Consider the following 16,611-nt stretch of genomic DNA (forward strand, 5'->3'; position numbering starts at 1 on the left):
GGAGTCAGCCGCAGACCGGCCTCCTACGCCCTGTCCGGCAAGCGGTCCATCTCGGAAGGGGCGCGCGCGCGGGCCCCCGGATCCGCGCCGTCGCATCGCACAACACCCGTGGAGGCCTTCCGTGCGTCTACCCGCCGCCCTCGCGGCCGTCGCCTTCTCCGTCGCGCTGCTCGCCCCAGGAGTGGCCGTCGCCGAGCCCGTACCGCCCTCCAGAGACTTCGGCAACGGGCCGGAGCGCAACGAAAAGGCCGCCGGCCTCGGCGAGCGGGCCTCCGCCCTGCGCGCCGCCCCCGGCGAGGACTTCCGCCGCCGTCCCGGCCATGACCAGGGCTACCCCCGGCGGAACACGCTGCCCGTCCCCGCCGAGAACCCCGCCGACGCCGCCATCAAGCTCGGCCTCGTCCCGTACCACGGCATCGCCGCCAAGCTGAACGACCTGCAGAAGCGCAGCGACCGGGTGAGCGCCGAGATCACCGGCCGCAGCCACGACGGCCACGACCTCTACCTGGTGACCGTCACCGCGCCCGAGGGCCGCGGCGAGGCGCGCGAGCAGGACCGGATCCGCGAGCGCATCGAGAACGACCCCGCCGGGGCGGCCCGCGACCGGAAGCTCGTCAAGAGGTACAAGGCGCCGGTCTTCTTCAACGGCAACATCCACGGCAACGAGTGGGAGGGCACCGACGCCGTCCTGCGCGTGATCGAGGAGCTCGCCAGCAGCACCGACCCCAGGACCGCCGCCCTGCTGGGGCGGACCAGGCTGTACTTCAACGTGACCGCCAACCCCGACGGCCGCATCGCCGGGACCCGGCAGAACGGCGCCGGCTTCGACCTGAACCGCGACTTCATCACCGCCTCCCAGCCGGAGACCCGGGTGATGCGCCAGATCATGATCGACACGCAGCCGGTGGCCATGCTCGACCTGCACGGGTACGTCAACGGCACGCTCGTCGAGCCCACCACGCCGCCGCACGGCGCGAACTACGAGTACGACCTGTTCATCACCAACGCCTACCCCAACGGCCTGGGCATCGAGGCGGCCATCCTGGAGCTCGGCTACACGCCGGAGGCGGACGGGGTGTTCCCGCCGCAGATCCCGTTCCGGGACTCCGCCGAGGGCTGGGACGACTGGCCGCCGATCTTCACCCCGCAGTACGCGCCGTTCCAGGGGGCGGTCGCCTCGCACACGATCGAGTTCCCGATGCGGGTGAACGGCTCCGACTACACTAACCGGCCCGTCGAGGAGCTGCGCCGCCGCTCGGCCATCAACGTCGACATCGCCGCCGCGGCAGTCCGGGCCACGTACGCGTTCGTGGACTCCCGGCACGACCGGATCATCGCCGACCAGATCGAGGTGTTCAGGCGCGGCGCGGCGGGCGAGCCGGCCAAGGAGGTGCCGCTGGGCATCGTGCCCGGGTTCGGGCCCGAGGACGTCTACACCACCACCTACCCGCGCGCGTACGTCATCCCGGCGGGCAACGCGCAGCGCTCGGCCGCCGCGGCGGCCCGCCTGGTGGACCACCTGGTCGCCAACGACGTCCGGGTGGAGCGGGCGAAGCTGCCGTTCCGGGCCGGAGGGAAGACCTATCCGGCGGGCTCGTACGTGGTCGACATGCGCCAGCCCAAGCGAGGGCTGGCGAACGTGATGCTGGAGCCGGGGCAGGACATCTCCCCACGAGTCGACGCCATGTACGACATCTCCGGCTGGAGCCACGCCCTGCTCTGGGGCGCCACGGTGGACACCGTCGCCTCCGGCTCGCTCCACGTGGTCGGCGTGCCGGTGAGCGCGGCCGCGCCGACCGGGTCCGTGCCGGACGGGCGCGGGCCGCTGGCGCTGGCCGTGCGTGACGCCAAGGAGGTGCGGGCCGTGAACGACCTGCTCTCCCAGGGGGTCGAGGCAGTCTGGGCGGACGGCGCCGTGGTCGTCCCCGCCGGGGCCCGCGGCGCCGCCGAAGCCGTGGCCGACCGCTACGGCGTGGCCTTCACCAGGGCGCGCTCGGGCGACGGCGTCCCGCTGACGCCGGTCCGCGTCGCCGCGGCGGTCTCCGCCGACGAGCTGTTCACGCTGCGCGAGCTGGGCTTCGCCGTCACCCCGGTCTCCACCGCCGTGCTCAACGCCGGCTTCGACTGGAGCGGCGCGGACGTGCTCGTCGTCTCCAGCGGGCTCAGCTACGCCGCGCTCGACCCGCAGGCCAGGGCGGCGCTCGACGCGTTCCTCGCGACCGGCGGCGTGGTCACGCGCGGCGGCACCGGCGCGGCCTTCAACGCCGCCGCGGGGCTGCTCACCGCGACCTCCGTGGCGGGCCGGGGCGACGCCAACGGCGTCGTCAGGGTGACGAACGGCGACGGGCAGGTGGCCGGTGACGCGCCCGCCCACGCGTTCGTCTACTCGCCGCGCTGGTTCACCGGCCTCGGGCCCGAGGTCACGGTCGAGCAGTCGTACGCGGCCGGCGACCCGCTGGTCTCCGGCCACTGGCGTCCGAACCCGGACGGCACCGGCGGCCAGGATGCGGCGGCTGGTCAGGCGGCCGTGGTGAGCGGGCGGGACGAGCGGGGCGCGGCGGTGGTGCTCTTCGGCACCGAGCCGCTGTTCCGCAACCACCCGAAGGGCCTGTTCCCGCAGGTCGCCCGGGCGCTCTACTGGTCCGCCGCCGTCACCGGCAGCCCCGTGACCACCCGATAGCGGGCGTGGCCGGCGGCCCCGCGCGGGGCCGCCGGCCCGTCCGTCAGTTCGGCGCCGGGACCAGGGGCAGGAACTGGTCGTAGAAGTCCGTCTTGATCCGCAGGACCCGCTGCTCGGTCTCGCGGAAGCCCGCCGCGGACTCCTCCCCGGTGACCAGCTCGGCCAGCCGGGCGCCGAGCTGGTCGGAGTGCGTCCCGGACGGGAGCGACTCCGCGCCGAGGGGGTGCGCCTTCGCGTCGTGGACGAGGTGGGGATGGTAGAACCTCGACCGGTTCACGCCGTCGCCGGTCAGCACCTCGGCCATCCTCGGCCAGAGCCGCCCGTACTCGGCGGCCACCAGGATCTCGCCCCAGAACCGCAGGATCGTCACGAGCCTCAGGTCGGCGTCGGGCCCGCGGCCCGCCTCGGCGATCAGCCGGAAGATCGCGGTGGTCGCCTCCACCGTGACGGCGGTCGGCGCGGTCTCCACCAGCGCCTTCCTGGACACGCCCAGCCGGAGCATGTCCGCCTTCATGTCCTCCCGGTGCGAGGGCACGCGGCCGTCGCCGCCGGGGTACTCCTCGCGCAGGATGACGCGCGCGATCCGGCGGCTGGACTCGTCCTCCAGCAGGTCGATGGCCAGGTCGTAGGCGGGGGTGAAGGCGAGCGACAGGAACCGCCGCTGGAGCAGCACGGCGGCGAAGCCGTCGGCGGAGAGCAGGGCCGCGCCGGCCAGCACCGGGTGCCGCTCGAACCGCTCGACGAGGTCGTCCTCGAACGCGTCCAGCTCCTTCATGTGGGCCTCCTGGGCGGGATGTCCTTGAGTGATGTGCGCCAGTCGGAGAGGTCGACGTCGTGGCCGACGGCCCAGAGCATGTCCAGCTCGCCCTGGATCTCCGCGCCCATCGGGGTGTCGGCGCCGTCGATCTCCAGCTGCGTCGAGTCGACGGCCAGCTTGCCGTGCAGGAACGAGCTGACGAAGTAGCGGTCGTCGGCGCGGTAGACGGCTATCGACGGCAGGGAGTCGTAGATGCGGACCCCGAGCAGGTGCTTCTCCGCCCCGGCCTTCTTGTGCACCGAGGCGAGGACGGACAGGCACCGCTCCACGTTCGCCGGCACGTCCTCTTCGAGCGCCGGGTCGCGCACCACCCGCAGCGCCTCCTCCCGGAGCTTGGCCACGGCCGACCGGGGATGCAGGAGCAGGACGCGCACCCGGACGCCGCGGTGCAGGGCCTCCTCCAGCGCGTCCTCCAGCCGGTGCAGGTGAGGTATCCACGTCTGCAGGATCGCGGCCTCGCGCCTGGCCGCGACCAGGTGGTCGATGAACACGTCCTCGGCGAAGCGGCGGTGGATCCGGGTGACGCCGCCGTAGTGGGAGACCTTGCGGTCGCGGGCGATGGCCTCGACGTCGAGGGTGACGATCAGGTCCTTGATCTTCTCGATCGCCCTGAGCCGGTCCAGCTCCAGGAGCAGGAAAAGCGTCACCGTGCTCAGGATGAGCAGCGTGATCTTCGGAATGGCCGCGCCGAGCATGCCCGGGTCGAACCAGCCGAACAGGGCGGCGGCCGAGACCACCGCGCCCAGGCCCACCGTGAGGGTGAGGGTGACGCGCTCCGCTATGTGACGTATTCCGCTGGCCATGGCAGATCCCGGGGGGTTGCGCGCTGCGATTGACTGCGACGATAACCGCGGATCGGCCGCCGCGCTGCGGGAGTGGTGAAGTGCGGTGTTTCGTCCCCGCGCAGGGCGGTCCCCGAGGCGCTGGCGTAGGATGGAGCGATGTTCTGCCGCGTCAGGGACGGCGTCGTGCCGGAGAGGGACGGATGAGGCTCACGCTCGGCTCCCGGACGTTCGGAGAGACGCCGCTGCTGATGGCGATCGTCAACCGCACCCCCGACTCCTTCTACGACCGCGGCGCCACGTTCGCCCGCGAGGAGGCGCTGCGCCGGGTCGACCAGGTGGTGGCCGAGGGGGCCGACATCGTCGACATCGGCGGAGTGAAGGCGGCGCCCGGCGGCGACGTCGACGTGCGCGAGGAGATCGAGCGCACCGCCCCGTTCGTGGCCGAGGTGCGTGAGCGCCACCCCGAGCTGGTGATCAGCGTCGACACCTGGCGTCACGAGGTGGGCCGCGAGGTCTGCCAGGCCGGGGCCGACCTGCTCAACGACGCCTGGGGCGGGGCCGATCCCAAGCTGGCCGAGGTGGCCGCCGAGTTCGGTGCGGGGCTGGTGTGCGCCCACACCGGCGGGGTCGAGCCGCGCACCCGGCCGCACCGGGTGGAGTACGACGACGTGGTGGCCGACGTGATCGAGCGGACCGTCGCGCTGGCCGAGCGGGCGGTGGCGGCCGGGGTGCCGCGCGAGCGCCTGATCATCGACCCGGCTCACGACTTCGGCAAGAACACCTGGCACTCCCTGGAGGTGACCCGGCGCGTCGACGAGCTGGTGGCCACCGGCTGGCCGGTGCTGGTGTCGCTGTCCAACAAGGATTTCGTGGGCGAGTCGCTCGACCTGCCCGTGGGGGAGCGGCTGATGGGCACGCTCGCCGTGACCGCGCTGTGCGCCTGGCAGGGTGCGCTGGTGTTCCGGGCGCACAACGTGCCGGAGACGCGGCAGGTGCTCGACATGGTCGCGGTGACGCGCGGCGTCCGCCCGCCCGCGCGCACCGTACGGGGGCTGGCATGATCGTCGCGGCGGCGACCGTTCCCGGTGCGCCGCTGCTGCTGCCCGGCGTCACCGGCGGGCCCGTGCGGGAGGTCGCGAAGACGCGCGAGGCGATGGCCGCGGCCGTCACCGCGCTGCTCGACCAGGGGGCGGAGGAGATCGTCGTGGTGGGCGGCGCGCCCGCCACCCGCCCGTTCCCGCCCGACGCCCCCGGCCCCGAACAACGCGTGGCACCGGGCTGGCGACGGCCGCATCATGACCGCCGGTCCGCGCCCGACGGGCGGCGGGGCGACGAGGTGCTGCCCGAGGGTGCTTCCTCAGAGGTGTCCGGGCCGGGTGGCGAGAGGGTGCCGGGGTCGGCTGGTGCCGGGGGGAGAGACGGCGCGGGGGTGGCGGTGGAGGATCTTCTTCCGGTGTCGCTCGCCGTCGGGCGGTCCCTGCTGGGAGGGTGCCCGGTGCCGTGGACCTTGCGGGGGGTGGGTCGTGACGAGCCGCGTGACCGTTGCCTTGAGCTCGGCCGTGAGCTGAGGGAGGGCGGGCGTCCGGCGGGGCTGCTGGTCGTCGCCGACGGCAGCGCCCGGCGGAGCGAGAAGGCTCCCGGTCATCTCGACCCGTCCGCGATCGGTCTCGACGCCCGGATCGGGGCCGCGCTCGCGGCGGCCGACGCCGGCGCGCTGCTGCGCCTCGATCCCGCCGCCTGCGAGCGCGCCCTGGTCGCCGGGCGGGCCGCCTGGCAGGTCATGGCCGCCGCCTGCGAGGACAGGCCGTGGCAGGCCCAGGTCCTGTACGAGGAGGACCCGTTCGGCGTCGCCTACTGGGTCGTCACCTGGACCTGACGCGGACCTAGTCTCACCCGGGCTTGGACGCGAGCCGAGGAGTGCCCACCCCGGGGGACGGGGTGGGCGGGCGGTGTCAGCGGAGGTTTGCGTGCTGGGTGGCTGAGGTCCAGGTGCGGAGGTAGGACTCGGCGCCGGCGGCCAGGTCCTGGACGATCTCCGGGCCGGCGATGATCCGCATGTCCTCGATCCAGTCGGGCACCAGGCCGTAGTTCGCGACGCCGTCCTGGTTGACGTCCCAGACCCGCTCGCCGGTGCGCTGGCGGTCGAGGGTGACGCCGTCGAGGGAGGTGAAGGGGTACGTGACCGGGTTCGACGCGTTGCCGGCCCGGGGCGCGGGGAGGCGGCCCATGCCGTTGGCGTCCAGCCCGTACCCGTAACCCGGCACCTGGTGGGCCTGCCGGAGCGGCTCGGTGCGCCGCCACTCGTCCACGAAGTGCTCGGCGTCGTGACCGTACTGGGTGACCATGCCGCCGAGGGCGTAGATGCGGTCCAGGTAGTGCGGGTCGGTCCAGCTGTGGGAGGAGATGACGCCCGGGTAACCGGCGGCTTCGAGCAGGTCGAGAGCGCTGTCGGCGGCCTTGACGCTCATGTGGTCGATCTCGATCATCATGCCGCGCCGCATCATGCCCTCGATCATGTACTGGCCGAGCGAGGTCAGGCCGCGCGTGTTGCAGTGCGGGGCCGCGGGATAGATGGGCAGCGAGACGCCCGGCGGCAGCAGGCGGGCGATCTGACCGGGCAGCACGCCCGCGGGCTCGATGGTGTTGTCGTGCTCGGCGGTGGTACAGGTGCGCGCCTGCCAGAACCTGCCGGTGCCGAGCAGGTTGCCGATGTTCACGATCGCGCCCTGGGTGCCCGAGTCGAACCGCACCCCGCACAGCGCGTTGTCGTACTTGTGACAGGCGAACATGCTGCGCACGCCCAGCTCGTACATCTCGTCCAGGCCGCGGTCGATCTGCGCCCGCGTGCACCCGGAGATGCCGAGGACCTGCCGGCAGCCGAACGGCTCGGAGGTCTCCACCCCGAGCACCACGGCCAGCTTGCCCGCCTGGACGACCTGCCGCGCCTCCGCGGGGTCGCGGACGATCCGGAACCAGCCCCGGCCCGGCCCGCCGTGCTCGGCGTCGATGTGGGCCTGCAGTTCGCGGGCGCGCTGGGCCTGGAGCCTGATGGAGTCCATCTCGTCGCAGCCGTGGCGCCGCAGGGGGTAGATGGCGCACAGCTGGCGGTTGGCGACCAGGTGGTTGACCATCACCCGCAGCCCGCCGCGCCAGGCCCGCTCCACCCAGGTGTAGTACGCCTGCTGGTGGGTCAGCGAGTCGTGCGCGGGCCAGTCGCGGAACGTCGGCCAGCCCACCGGGTCGTGTGTGCCGGTGGGCGAGCCGGTGCGGGTGAAGTTCTCGAACCAGGCCAGTTCGCCGTTGGGCAGGTGGTCGGGGCAGTCGCGCAGCGCCTTGGCGATGCCGTCGGGATCGAACGGCTTGCCGCACATCAGCATGCCGCCGAACGCCTCGTACGAGAACAGGTGGCTGTGGGCGTCGACGAGGCCGCGCACGTCGGCGGCTGAGGTGGTGGCGGAGGTGGCGGTCGCTGGTACGGGGCTCTGCGCGATCAGCGAGGCGGCCAGGAGGACGAGGCCGGAGGTGATGCGGGCGAGGGAGCGGAGGCTCTTCACGGACACCTCACAAGTGGGGGGTGCACCCAGCATCCGCCGCCCCCTGGGACCCGGCAAGGCCCAAACATGAGCTGCTCTCATCAACCCTTGAGCCGGACCAGCCGCGTGATCGTCACCAGCACCCCGGCGGCCGCGGCCGCCAGCAGCGCGATCGACAGCGGGGCGGCGTAGTACGTGACCTGGGCCCAGGTGACGGTCCGCCCGTTCATGAGGATCGAGACCAGGTCCGGGTAGGCGGCCAGCAGCGCGACCGGCAGCAACGCGGGGACCAGGCGCACCGCGACCCGCCACCGCGCCCTGCCCGCCCGCTTGGCGGCCCAGCGCCGCGCCCGGAGCGCGCCCGTGATCCCGAGGCCCGCCGCCAGCAGTGCGATCGCGGCCAGCACCAGCTCGAACAGCTGCCGGTCGCCGCCGGGCACGTCGGGCGTCCGGCCCTCGCTCATGGCCGCGAGGCCCGCCATGACCGCGTAGGTCTCGTCCGTGAGCCCGGCGCTGTCCGTCATGACCGCGAACCCGTACCCCGTCCCGGGGGAGATCGCCTGGACGGCGTTGTAGGTGAACAGGTTGCCCGAGTGCACGAGCAGGCCGGACTCGCGGTCGGGACTCCAGCCCATCCCGTACTCGTGGATCCCGGAGGGGGCGTGCATGGTCTCCAGGCTCTGCCGCTTCACCAGCGGGCGGCCGTCGCCCGTGTGGAGCCTCAGCCACCTGCCCATGTCGGCGGCGGTGGTGATGACGCCGCCGCTGCCGCTCTCGTCCAGGAACGCGTCCAGCTCGGGGCGGGGCAGCCAGAGCCCGAAGATCGAGTTGCGGCCGTCGGCCGGTCTGACGACCTCGTCGCTGACCGCGCTGGACGTCATGCCCAGCGGGGTGAAGACGTGCTCGCGCAGGTAGTCGCCGAAGCGGCGGCCGCTCGCGGTCTCGACCAGCCTGGCGGCCAGGTTGTAGTTGACGTTGCAGTACTCCCAGCGGGTGCCGGGTTCGGCCGCGAGCCGGTCGTCGGCCAGCCGCGCGGTGTAGTCGGCGAGCGAGGCGGCGTCGCCCAGATCCGTGACGTCGACCGAGGTGTCGGACAGGCCGGAGGTCTGGTTGAGCAGCTGCCGCACCGTGATCTCGGCCGCCCGCGGGTCGGCCATGCGGAACCCGGGAAGCTGCGCGGCGACCGGCTCGTCGAGCCGGATCTCGCCCCGCTCGACGAGCGTCATGACCGCCGCCGCGGTGAACGACTTGCTGACCGAGGCCACCCGCATCGGGGTGTCGGCGGTGATCGGGGTGCCGCGGGAGTCATGCCCGTACCCGGCCGCGTGCACGACCTCACCGTCCCTGGTCACCACCAGCGACATGCCGGGCACGCCCGTCGACTCCATCGCCTGCCGGGCGTAGGCGTCGACGGCGGCGGCCGTGAGCTCGCCCGGCGCGCGGACGTCTCTGTCAAGGGTGGCGGGGGCGAGGGCAAGGACCAGGGAGAAACCGGCCAGAAAGGACTTCATGGGCAAGCACGTTATGAAGCCCGGTACCTCCGCCGGATCCGCCGAACGTCCAGTGACACCCCTGACGAAGGTGAGGTGAACGGCTCAGGCGACGGAGCTGTACACGGGGTCGCCCTGCCACGCGTAGGTCATGTAGACGACGCCCGCGTCGGTGGTGGTGCAGCCGGTGAGCTTGAGCCCGGCCGGGAGGGTGCCCTCGGCGAACATCCGCTTGCCCTCCCCGAGGACGACGGGGAAGACCATCAGGCGGTACTCGTCGACCAGTTCGGCCCTCTGCAGCGTGCGGATGAGGTCGCTGCTGCCCTGGGTGATGATCTCGCCGTCGGTCCGCCGCTTCAGGTCCGCGACCGTCCGCGCGGCCTCGCCCGCCAGGACCTCGGTGTTGCGCCACTCGGCGGTCATCGGCGACCTGGTGGCGACGTACTTGGGCATGCTGTTGATCTCGGCGCCGCCGTCCTCGTCGGACACGTGCGGCCAGTACGAGGAGAGGATGTCGTACGACCTGCGGCCCAGCAGCATGCCGGCCGCGCGGTCGAGCTGGTCGCCCATGATGCGGTTGAACCCCTCGTCCACGTGCGGGGCCAGCCAGCCGCCGTGCTTGAAGCCGTTGTCGTCGTCCTCGCCGGGCCCGCCGGGAGCCTGCATGACACCGTCCAGCGATACGAAGGCGGAAACCACCAGCCTGCTCGTCATCTCGTACTCCTTCTTCCCGATACGGGCCCTTTCTCCGGGCCCGCCGTGTTCATGTCCCCAAGGCTGCCGATGCCCTCTTACGAGATGCTTCAGGTTCCCTTCAGTGAAAGGCCGGTCCCCCTGAAAGGAGGGACCGGCCCCGGCCGTCACGGCATCCGGGCGTAGCCAGCGGCGCGGGTGGTGAACGTGCCCCGGCCCTGCGTACGGCTGCGCAGATGGGTGGCGTAGCCGAACACCTCGGCCAGCGGCACCGTGGCGGTGGCCACCACCGTGCCCGCCTTCGCCGCCGTGCCGCTGATCCGGCCGCGCCGGGCGGCCAGGTCGCCCAGCACGCCGCCCGCGGCCTCCTCCGGCACCGTCACCGTGACCTCGACCACCGGCTCCAGCAGCGCCATCACGCAGGACCGCAGCGCCTCGCGCAGGCCCAGCCGGCCCGCCGCGCGGAAGGCCGTCTCGGAGGAGTCCTTCACGTGCGTGGCGCCGTCGGTCAGCGTGACGCGCAGGCCGGTCACCGGGTGGCCGCCGAGCGGGCCCTCGGCCAGCGCGTCGCGGCAGCCCGCCGCCACCGCGCGCACGTACTCGCGCGGCACCCGGCCGCCGGTCACCGCCGACTCGAACGCGAACCCGGTGCCCGGCTCCACGTCGAGCACCACGTGCGCGAACTGCCCGGCCCCGCCGTCCTGCTTGACATGCCGGTAGAGGAGCCCGGACACGCCGTGCACGACCGTCTCGCGCAGCGCCACCCGGGGCCGGCCGACGGCGACGGCCATCCCCTGCTCGCGGCGCACCTTCTCCACCGCCACCTCCAGGTGCAGCTCGCCCAGGCCGGACAGCAGCGTCTGCCCGGTCTCGGGATCGGTCCGTACGGACAGGGACGGGTCCTCGTCCGTCAGCCGCGCCAGCGCCGACGTCAGCCGCCCGGCGTCGGTGCTCCGGCGCGGTTCGACGGCCACGGACACCACGGGCTCGGTCGCCGACGGCGGTTCGAGCAGCAGCGGAGCCTCCCGCGCGCACAGCGTCGCGCCGGGACGCGCCGCCTTCGGCCCGGCCACCGCGACGATGTCCCCGGCGACCGCCCGGTCCACCTCGGTGTGCCGGTCGGCCTGCACCCGCAGGATGCGGGCGACCCGTTCGGTGCGATCCGTGCCCGCGTCCAGCACCGTGTCACCCTTGCGCAGCGTCCCCGCGTACAGCCGCAGGAACGTCAGCCGGCCGGTCGCGGTGGAGCTGACCTTGAAGGCCAGCGCCGCGAGCGGCGCCTCGGGGTCGGCGGCGCGCTCCTGCTCCGCGCCGGCGTGTGTGCCGCGCACCGGCGGCACGTCCAGCGGCGAGGGCAGGTACGCGACGACGGCGTCCAGCAGCGGCTCGACGCCCCGGTTCCGGTACGCGGACCCGCACAGCACCACGACGCCGTCACCGGAGCGGGTGAGGTCGCGCAGGGCCGCCTGGAGCGTTCCGGCGGAGATCTCCGGTCCTGCGCAGAACTCCTCCAGCGCGCCCGGGTGCAGCTCGGCCACGGCCTCCTCCAGCAGTCTGCGGCGCCGCCGCGCCTCGTCCAGCAGGTTGTCCGGCACCGGGCCTTCCCTGAGCACGTCCCGGTCCCAGGTCAGGGCCCGCATGCGCGGCAGGTCGACGACGCCGGTGAAGGCGTGCTCGCGGCCGATCGGCAGCTGCGCGACCAGCGGCGTCACCCGCAGCCGGTCGCGGATCGAGGCGACGGCCGTGTCCAGGTCGGCGCCCGCCCGGTCCAGCTTGTTGACGAAGGCGACGCGCGGCACGCCGTGGCGGTCGGCCCGCCGCCACACCGACTCGCTCTGCGGCTCGACGCCCGCGACCCCGTCGAACACGGCGACGGCGCCGTCGAGCACCCGCAGCGAACGCTCCACCTCGTCGGAGAAGTCGACGTGGCCGGGAGTGTCGATGAGGTTGATCCGGTGTCCGGCCCACTCGCAGCTCACGGCCGCGGCGAAGATCGTGATGCCGCGGTCGCGCTCCTGGGCGTCGAAGTCGGTGACGGTCGTCCCGTCGTGCACCTCGCCGCGCTTGTACGTGGCGCCGGTGGCGTACAGGACGCGTTCGGTCAGGGTGGTCTTGCCGGCGTCGACGTGGGCGAGGATGCCCAGGTTGCGGACGGCGGCAGGCGATCGGGTGGTGTGACGGCGCACGGTCCATGACCCTTCTTGCGGGATGGAGAACAGGACGGCGCGATGTGCCGGACGAGAAGAGGGGCAGAGCAGGGCCCCGCCCCGGGAGGATCAGGGGTTCGTCACGGCGTCCGGTGGCGGGCGCGCAGCCGGCACCGGGCCGCCGGAGACACCAGGATCACCTCGTACCGCGACGGGGGGACGGCGGCCGCGGTGCTGTGGTGGCGCACGGCGGGCTCCCCTCACACGTCGGAGCGCGCCACTGCGGCGCGCGGTACGGCGGCGAGTCTAATGATCGCGAGGGTGACGCGGAACCGGTTTTTCCGGTCAGCGTGACGTCCAGCGGGGGTCGTCGAGGCGCTCGCCGTTGTGCAGCGCGGTGAACAGGTCCTCCCACAGCGGCATGACGACCTCGGGCGAGTAGCTCTGGGCGGTCCTCGCCGCGGCGGCGCCCAGCCGCCGGCGGGTGTCGATGTCGCCCATCAGGCGCGACAGCGCGGCGCCCAGCGCCTCCGGGTCGCGCGGCGGCACCAGCACCCCGTCCACGTCGTGCGTCAGCACGTCCGCCGGGCCGGTCGGGCAGTCGAAGGCCACCACCGGCAGCGCGTGGCCCATCGCCTCGATCATCGCCATCGGCAGGCCCTCGATGCGCGAGCTGAGCGCGTAGATCGACGCCGCGGCCATTTCGTCGTGGATCGTCTCGGTGCGGCCCATCAGCTTGAACCGGCCGGTCAGGCCCGCCTCCTCGATGCGCTCGCGCAGCTTCTCCTCGGACGGGCCGGTGCCGAAGACCTTCAGCTCCCACTCGGGGCGCTCGTCCGCGATCGACGCGAACGCCTTGATGAGGTAGTCGAAGCCCTTCTGCTTGACCAGGCGGCCCACCGCGATCACCACCGGTGCCGTGTGGTCGGAGTGCACGCGCCCCGCCATCGGGATCCCGTTGGGGATGCGGATGACCGGGCAGCCGGGGAGCGCCTCGCGGTATTCGGCGCGGCTGGTCTCGGTCAGCACCACGACCGCGTCGAAGCGGCTGTAGTGGCGGCTGATCTGCTCCCGCACGGGCTTCCGGTACGAGCCCAGGTTCATGTGGTCCTGGGCCACCCGGATCACGCCGGACGTGGCGCGGCGGGCGGCGATGAGGTTCAGCGCCGGGCGGGTGGTCACCAGGATGCCGTCGCTCAGCGGGCTGACGTAGTCGATGACCGCGCGCTCCACGCGCTCGGTGAAGTAGCCGGCGGCGAACTCGCCCGCGGGCACGATCTTGCCCCGCGCCCGGCGCCACACCTTGCGGGCCAGGGAGTCGGTCTCGACCGCCGTCCGCTGGTCGACCAGGGCCCACACCTTCACCCGCGGATCGATGGCGAACTGCGGCTTGGTCCGCCGGCGGACCGCGCTGACGATCTCCACGTCGTGACCCGCGGCCGCCATGGCGTTCGCCTGGTTGACCACGGTGCGGATGGTCCCGCCCATGCCGTAGGCGTGCAACAGCATGTACCGGATCTTCATCTCTTGCGTCTCCGAGGCATGTCTCAGCCGGATGGCGTCCCGGGGCCACCCGTTTCATGCGGATCGAGGCTAATGCCTCTAGCTGGGAGTTCACTGGCAACGGCCCATGGACCCGCTCAGCCAGGGTACTGGCGATCCGGAGGACAATGATCAACGGAACGGGCGTCAGGGGCGGATCGAGCGGCGCAGCAGGGCCCAGGACCGCTCGGCCGCGGCCGGCCTGGCCTCCGCCGAAGCGCTGGACAGCACCCCGGCCAGCATGGCGATGACCAGCAGCAGGTCGTCGGCCGTGACGTCGGGGCGCACGGTCCCGTCGCGCCGCGCCTGGTCGAGCTTGCCGGCCAGCAGCCGGGCCACCCGGGTGCGCACCGCGGCCATGCGCTCGTCGGCCGAGGTGACCAGGTCCAGGAACGCCACCGAGGCGACGGTCTGCTCGATGATCCGCGCGAACAGGTCGTCGAGCGTGGTCGTCCGTTCGGCGGCGAGCGATTCCAGTTCGGTCACGTTTCCGTCGAACACCGCCAGCGCCAGGCTCGCCCGGTCGGGGAAGTGGCGGTAGAGGCTGCCCTGCCCCACACCGGCCCGCCGCGCGACCGCGCTCAGCGGAGCGCCGAATCCGGCGGTCGCGAACAGCTCCCGGGCCGCTGTGACGAGCGCCGCGCGGTTCTCCGCCGCCGCGCTGGGCCCTCTGTTGGCTTTCCGTACGTGCGCCACGGCAGCAACGGTAGCCACCGGACAGTAATGTCCTGGGGCTTGCGGCGAAATGTCCAGTACGTGCCATGGCCATTCCGGTCAGGAGGCGCGAGGGGAGCCGAGGCTGCGGGAGAGGGCGCGGGCGGTGGCGCGCAGGGCGGGGGCGAGGGCGCGTGGCTCGGCGCCGGAGGCGGGGACCACCACCGACAGCGCCGCCACCACCCCGTCGTCCGCGCCCCGGACGGGCGCGGCGACGGTGAGGAGCGGCCCCGGCTCCGACCGCTCGGCCACCGCCAGCCCCGTCTGGCGCACCCGCGCCAGCGTCCGCCGCAGCGCGGCCGGTGAGACGGGCAGCCCCTCGGGCTCGTGCACCAGCGGCTCCGCCAGCACCTGGTCCTGGAGCTCGGGCTCGGCGTGCGCCAGCAGCACCAGGCCGACGCCGGTCGAGTGGAGCGGCAGCCGCCCGCCGACCCGGTAGAGCACGTCGACGGCGTCCCTGGCCGACAGCCGCTCCACCAGCAGGGCCTCGTGCCCGTCGCGCACCGCAAGCAGCACGTGCTGGTGCGTGGCCTCGTACAGATCCTCCATGTACGGCAGCGCGGCCTCGCGCAGCCCGTGCCCGCGCGGCGCGAGCGAGGCGAGCTCCCACAGCCGCAGCCCGATCACGTACCGGCCGCCGCCGTCGCGTTCCAGCGCGCCCCAGTGGAGCAGACGGCGGGCCAGCCGCAGCGCCGTGCTCGGCGGCGTGCCGGTGGCGCGGCTCAGCTCGGCCAGCGTCATCGCCCGGCGGGTCGCGGAGAAGGCGCCGAGCAGCGCGAAGGCCCGGTCGATCACGGGGGCGCCGTGCGGCGGCCGGTGTCCGCGTGGAGCGTTCGTCACCCGTGCAGTGTGCCAGTGACGCATGCCATTGAGTGAAATCCTCCCTGGTGCGCGCCGGGGGCCACGCCCTAGGGTTTGCCGATCAAGACAGATGTGGAGGCGACGATGACCGCGAACCCCGGATCCGACCGGCTCGACGCCCTGCTCGCACAGGTGCTCGGGTCCGTCGGCGGCGCGGACCCGCGGGTGCGCGAGCTGGTCGGCGGCCTGGTCACCCACCTGCACGCGTTCGTCCGCGAGACCAGGCCCACCGAGGCCGAATGGCTGCGTGCCGTCGACTTCCTGGTCCGCGTCGGGCAGACCTGCACCGAGACCCGCAACGAGTTCATCCTGCTGTCCGACATGCTGGGCGTCACCTCGGCCGTCGACGAGGTGAACCACACCGGCCCGCCCACCATGACCCCCAGCTCGGTCGAGGGCCCCTTCCACTCGCCCGCGCCGCCCCGCCCCGTGGGCGCCTGGATCGCCGAAGGGCCCGAGCGGCACCGCGGCGAGCCCGCCGTCGTGCACGGCCGCGTCACCGACTGCGACGGCAACCCCCTCGCCGGCGCGGTGCTCGACGTCTGGCAGTCGAACGACACCGGCCTGTACGACAGCCAGGACGCCGAGCAGCCCGACGGGAACCTGCGCGCCCTGCTCACCACCGGCGACGACGGCGCGTACTGGTTCCGCACGGTGAAGCCGAGCAGCTACCCGGTGCCGACCGACGGCCCCGTCGGCGAGCTGCTGCGGGCGATCGGCCGCCACCCCATGCGGCCCGCGCACGTGCACATCAAGGTCCAGGCGGCCGGGCACCGGCCGCTCACCACCCACATCTTCGTCGCCGGCGACCCCTACCTCGGCTCCGACGCCGCGTTCGCGGTCAAGGACGCGCTCGTCACGGACTTCCTGCCGTCCGCCGACGCGCGCTTCGGCATGGACGGCCCGTTCCTGGCGGCGGAGTTCGACATCAGGCTCGTCGAGGAAGGAGACCCGCGGTGAAGCTCGTCGGCATGGCCGCGCGCGACAACGGACGGCACGTCACGGTCGGCGTCCTGGCGGGCAGCACCGTCACGCCCCTCGCCGAGGTGACCGACTTCTACAGCGACGTCCCGTACTGGCTGGACCGGGCCCGCCAGGCAGGGCCCGGCGGGGTGCCGCTGGCGGAGGTGGAGCTCGCCCCGCCCGTGCCGCCGTCGGCGCGGGTGCTGTGCGTCGGGCTCAACTACCGCGCGCACGCGGCGGAGGGCGGCTTCGAGCCGCCCGCGCACCCGACCGTGTTCGGCCGGTGGACGGCCTCGCTCTCGGTGACCGGCACGGCCGTGCCGGTGCCCGCCGGCGAGCCGGGGCTGGACTGGGAGGGCGAGGTCGCCGCCGTCGTCGGCGCGCGG

Annotated in this window: 14 protein-coding genes; 5 read left to right on the forward strand and 9 right to left on the reverse strand. The window is 73.4% G+C overall.

The features are described from left to right. Nucleotides 1–121 precede the first annotated feature (121 nt). The gene (locus KME79_RS43410) at nucleotides 122–2,680 is read left to right on the forward strand and encodes a M14 family zinc carboxypeptidase (RefSeq protein WP_308249267.1); all 2,559 of its coding nucleotides are present in this window, start codon (nucleotides 122–124) and stop codon (nucleotides 2,678–2,680) included. Nucleotides 2,681–2,723: 43 nt separating this feature from the next. On the opposite strand, the gene KME79_RS43415 is transcribed toward KME79_RS43410, so the two are convergent. Both KME79_RS43415 and KME79_RS43420 read right to left on the reverse strand, forming a co-directional pair. Beyond that, on the reverse strand, nucleotides 2,724–3,455 hold the full coding sequence (locus KME79_RS43415; protein WP_219552370.1) for a hypothetical protein: 732 nt from the start codon (nucleotides 3,453–3,455) through the stop codon (nucleotides 2,724–2,726). Continuing rightward, nucleotides 3,452–4,300 (reverse strand): phospholipase D-like domain-containing protein, encoded by an 849-nt coding sequence (locus tag KME79_RS43420; RefSeq protein WP_219552372.1) that lies wholly within the window; start codon nucleotides 4,298–4,300, stop codon nucleotides 3,452–3,454. The genes KME79_RS43415 and KME79_RS43420 overlap by 4 nt, the downstream gene beginning before the upstream one ends. 182 nt (nucleotides 4,301–4,482) lie before the next feature. Here KME79_RS43420 and folP point away from each other — a divergent pair, with 182 nt between their 5' ends. Then, nucleotides 4,483–5,343 carry a dihydropteroate synthase gene (gene folP / locus KME79_RS43425; protein ID WP_219552375.1) on the forward strand — a complete coding sequence of 287 codons (861 nt, stop codon included), beginning with the start codon at nucleotides 4,483–4,485 and terminating at the stop codon, nucleotides 5,341–5,343. Then, nucleotides 5,340–6,158 carry a class III extradiol ring-cleavage dioxygenase family protein gene (locus KME79_RS43430; RefSeq protein WP_219552377.1) on the forward strand — a complete coding sequence of 273 codons (819 nt, stop codon included), beginning with the start codon at nucleotides 5,340–5,342 and terminating at the stop codon, nucleotides 6,156–6,158. Before folP ends, KME79_RS43430 begins: the two co-directional genes overlap by 4 nt. A gap of 76 nt (nucleotides 6,159–6,234) precedes the next feature. Here the strand turns inward: KME79_RS43430 and KME79_RS43435 are convergent, their stop codons facing one another. The 7 genes from KME79_RS43435 to KME79_RS43465 form a co-directional block, all read right to left on the reverse strand. Then, on the reverse strand, nucleotides 6,235–7,836 hold the full coding sequence (locus KME79_RS43435) for a Coagulation factor 5/8 type domain-containing protein (protein WP_308249268.1): 1,602 nt from the start codon (nucleotides 7,834–7,836) through the stop codon (nucleotides 6,235–6,237). Between the two features lie 80 nt (nucleotides 7,837–7,916). After that, nucleotides 7,917–9,326, reverse strand: a complete 1,410-nt coding sequence (locus KME79_RS43440; protein ID WP_219552379.1) for a serine hydrolase domain-containing protein — start codon at nucleotides 9,324–9,326, stop codon at nucleotides 7,917–7,919. Nucleotides 9,327–9,410: 84 nt separating this feature from the next. Continuing rightward, nucleotides 9,411–10,019, reverse strand: a complete 609-nt coding sequence (locus KME79_RS43445; RefSeq protein ID WP_219552381.1) for a dihydrofolate reductase family protein — start codon at nucleotides 10,017–10,019, stop codon at nucleotides 9,411–9,413. A 146-nt stretch (nucleotides 10,020–10,165) separates the two neighbouring features. After that, nucleotides 10,166–12,184 (reverse strand): elongation factor G, encoded by a 2,019-nt coding sequence (fusA, locus tag KME79_RS43450; RefSeq protein WP_219552383.1) that lies wholly within the window; start codon nucleotides 12,182–12,184, stop codon nucleotides 10,166–10,168. A gap of 306 nt (nucleotides 12,185–12,490) precedes the next feature. Then, nucleotides 12,491–13,669 carry a glycosyltransferase family 4 protein gene (locus KME79_RS43455; RefSeq protein ID WP_219552385.1) on the reverse strand — a complete coding sequence of 393 codons (1,179 nt, stop codon included), beginning with the start codon at nucleotides 13,667–13,669 and terminating at the stop codon, nucleotides 12,491–12,493. A 165-nt stretch (nucleotides 13,670–13,834) separates the two neighbouring features. Continuing rightward, the gene (locus KME79_RS43460; RefSeq protein WP_308249269.1) at nucleotides 13,835–14,401 is read right to left on the reverse strand and encodes a TetR family transcriptional regulator; all 567 of its coding nucleotides are present in this window, start codon (nucleotides 14,399–14,401) and stop codon (nucleotides 13,835–13,837) included. 60 nt (nucleotides 14,402–14,461) lie between these two features. After that, nucleotides 14,462–15,241 (reverse strand): IclR family transcriptional regulator, encoded by a 780-nt coding sequence (locus KME79_RS43465; RefSeq protein ID WP_308249270.1) that lies wholly within the window; start codon nucleotides 15,239–15,241, stop codon nucleotides 14,462–14,464. 105 nt (nucleotides 15,242–15,346) lie between these two features. On the opposite strand from KME79_RS43465, the gene KME79_RS43470 reads away from it, so the two are divergent. Both KME79_RS43470 and KME79_RS43475 read left to right on the forward strand, forming a co-directional pair. Continuing rightward, a complete protein-coding gene (locus KME79_RS43470; RefSeq protein ID WP_219552389.1) occupies nucleotides 15,347–16,222 on the forward strand; it encodes a dioxygenase family protein in 876 nt (291 codons plus the stop codon). Continuing rightward, the coding region (locus KME79_RS43475) for a fumarylacetoacetate hydrolase family protein (RefSeq protein ID WP_219552391.1) at nucleotides 16,219–16,611 on the forward strand (393 nt) is incomplete at its 3' end. The genes KME79_RS43470 and KME79_RS43475, both read left to right, overlap by 4 nt.

Source organism: Nonomuraea harbinensis, assembly GCF_019396385.1.
In the GTDB taxonomy this organism is placed as follows: Bacteria; Actinomycetota; Actinomycetes; order Streptosporangiales; family Streptosporangiaceae; genus Nonomuraea; species Nonomuraea ferruginea.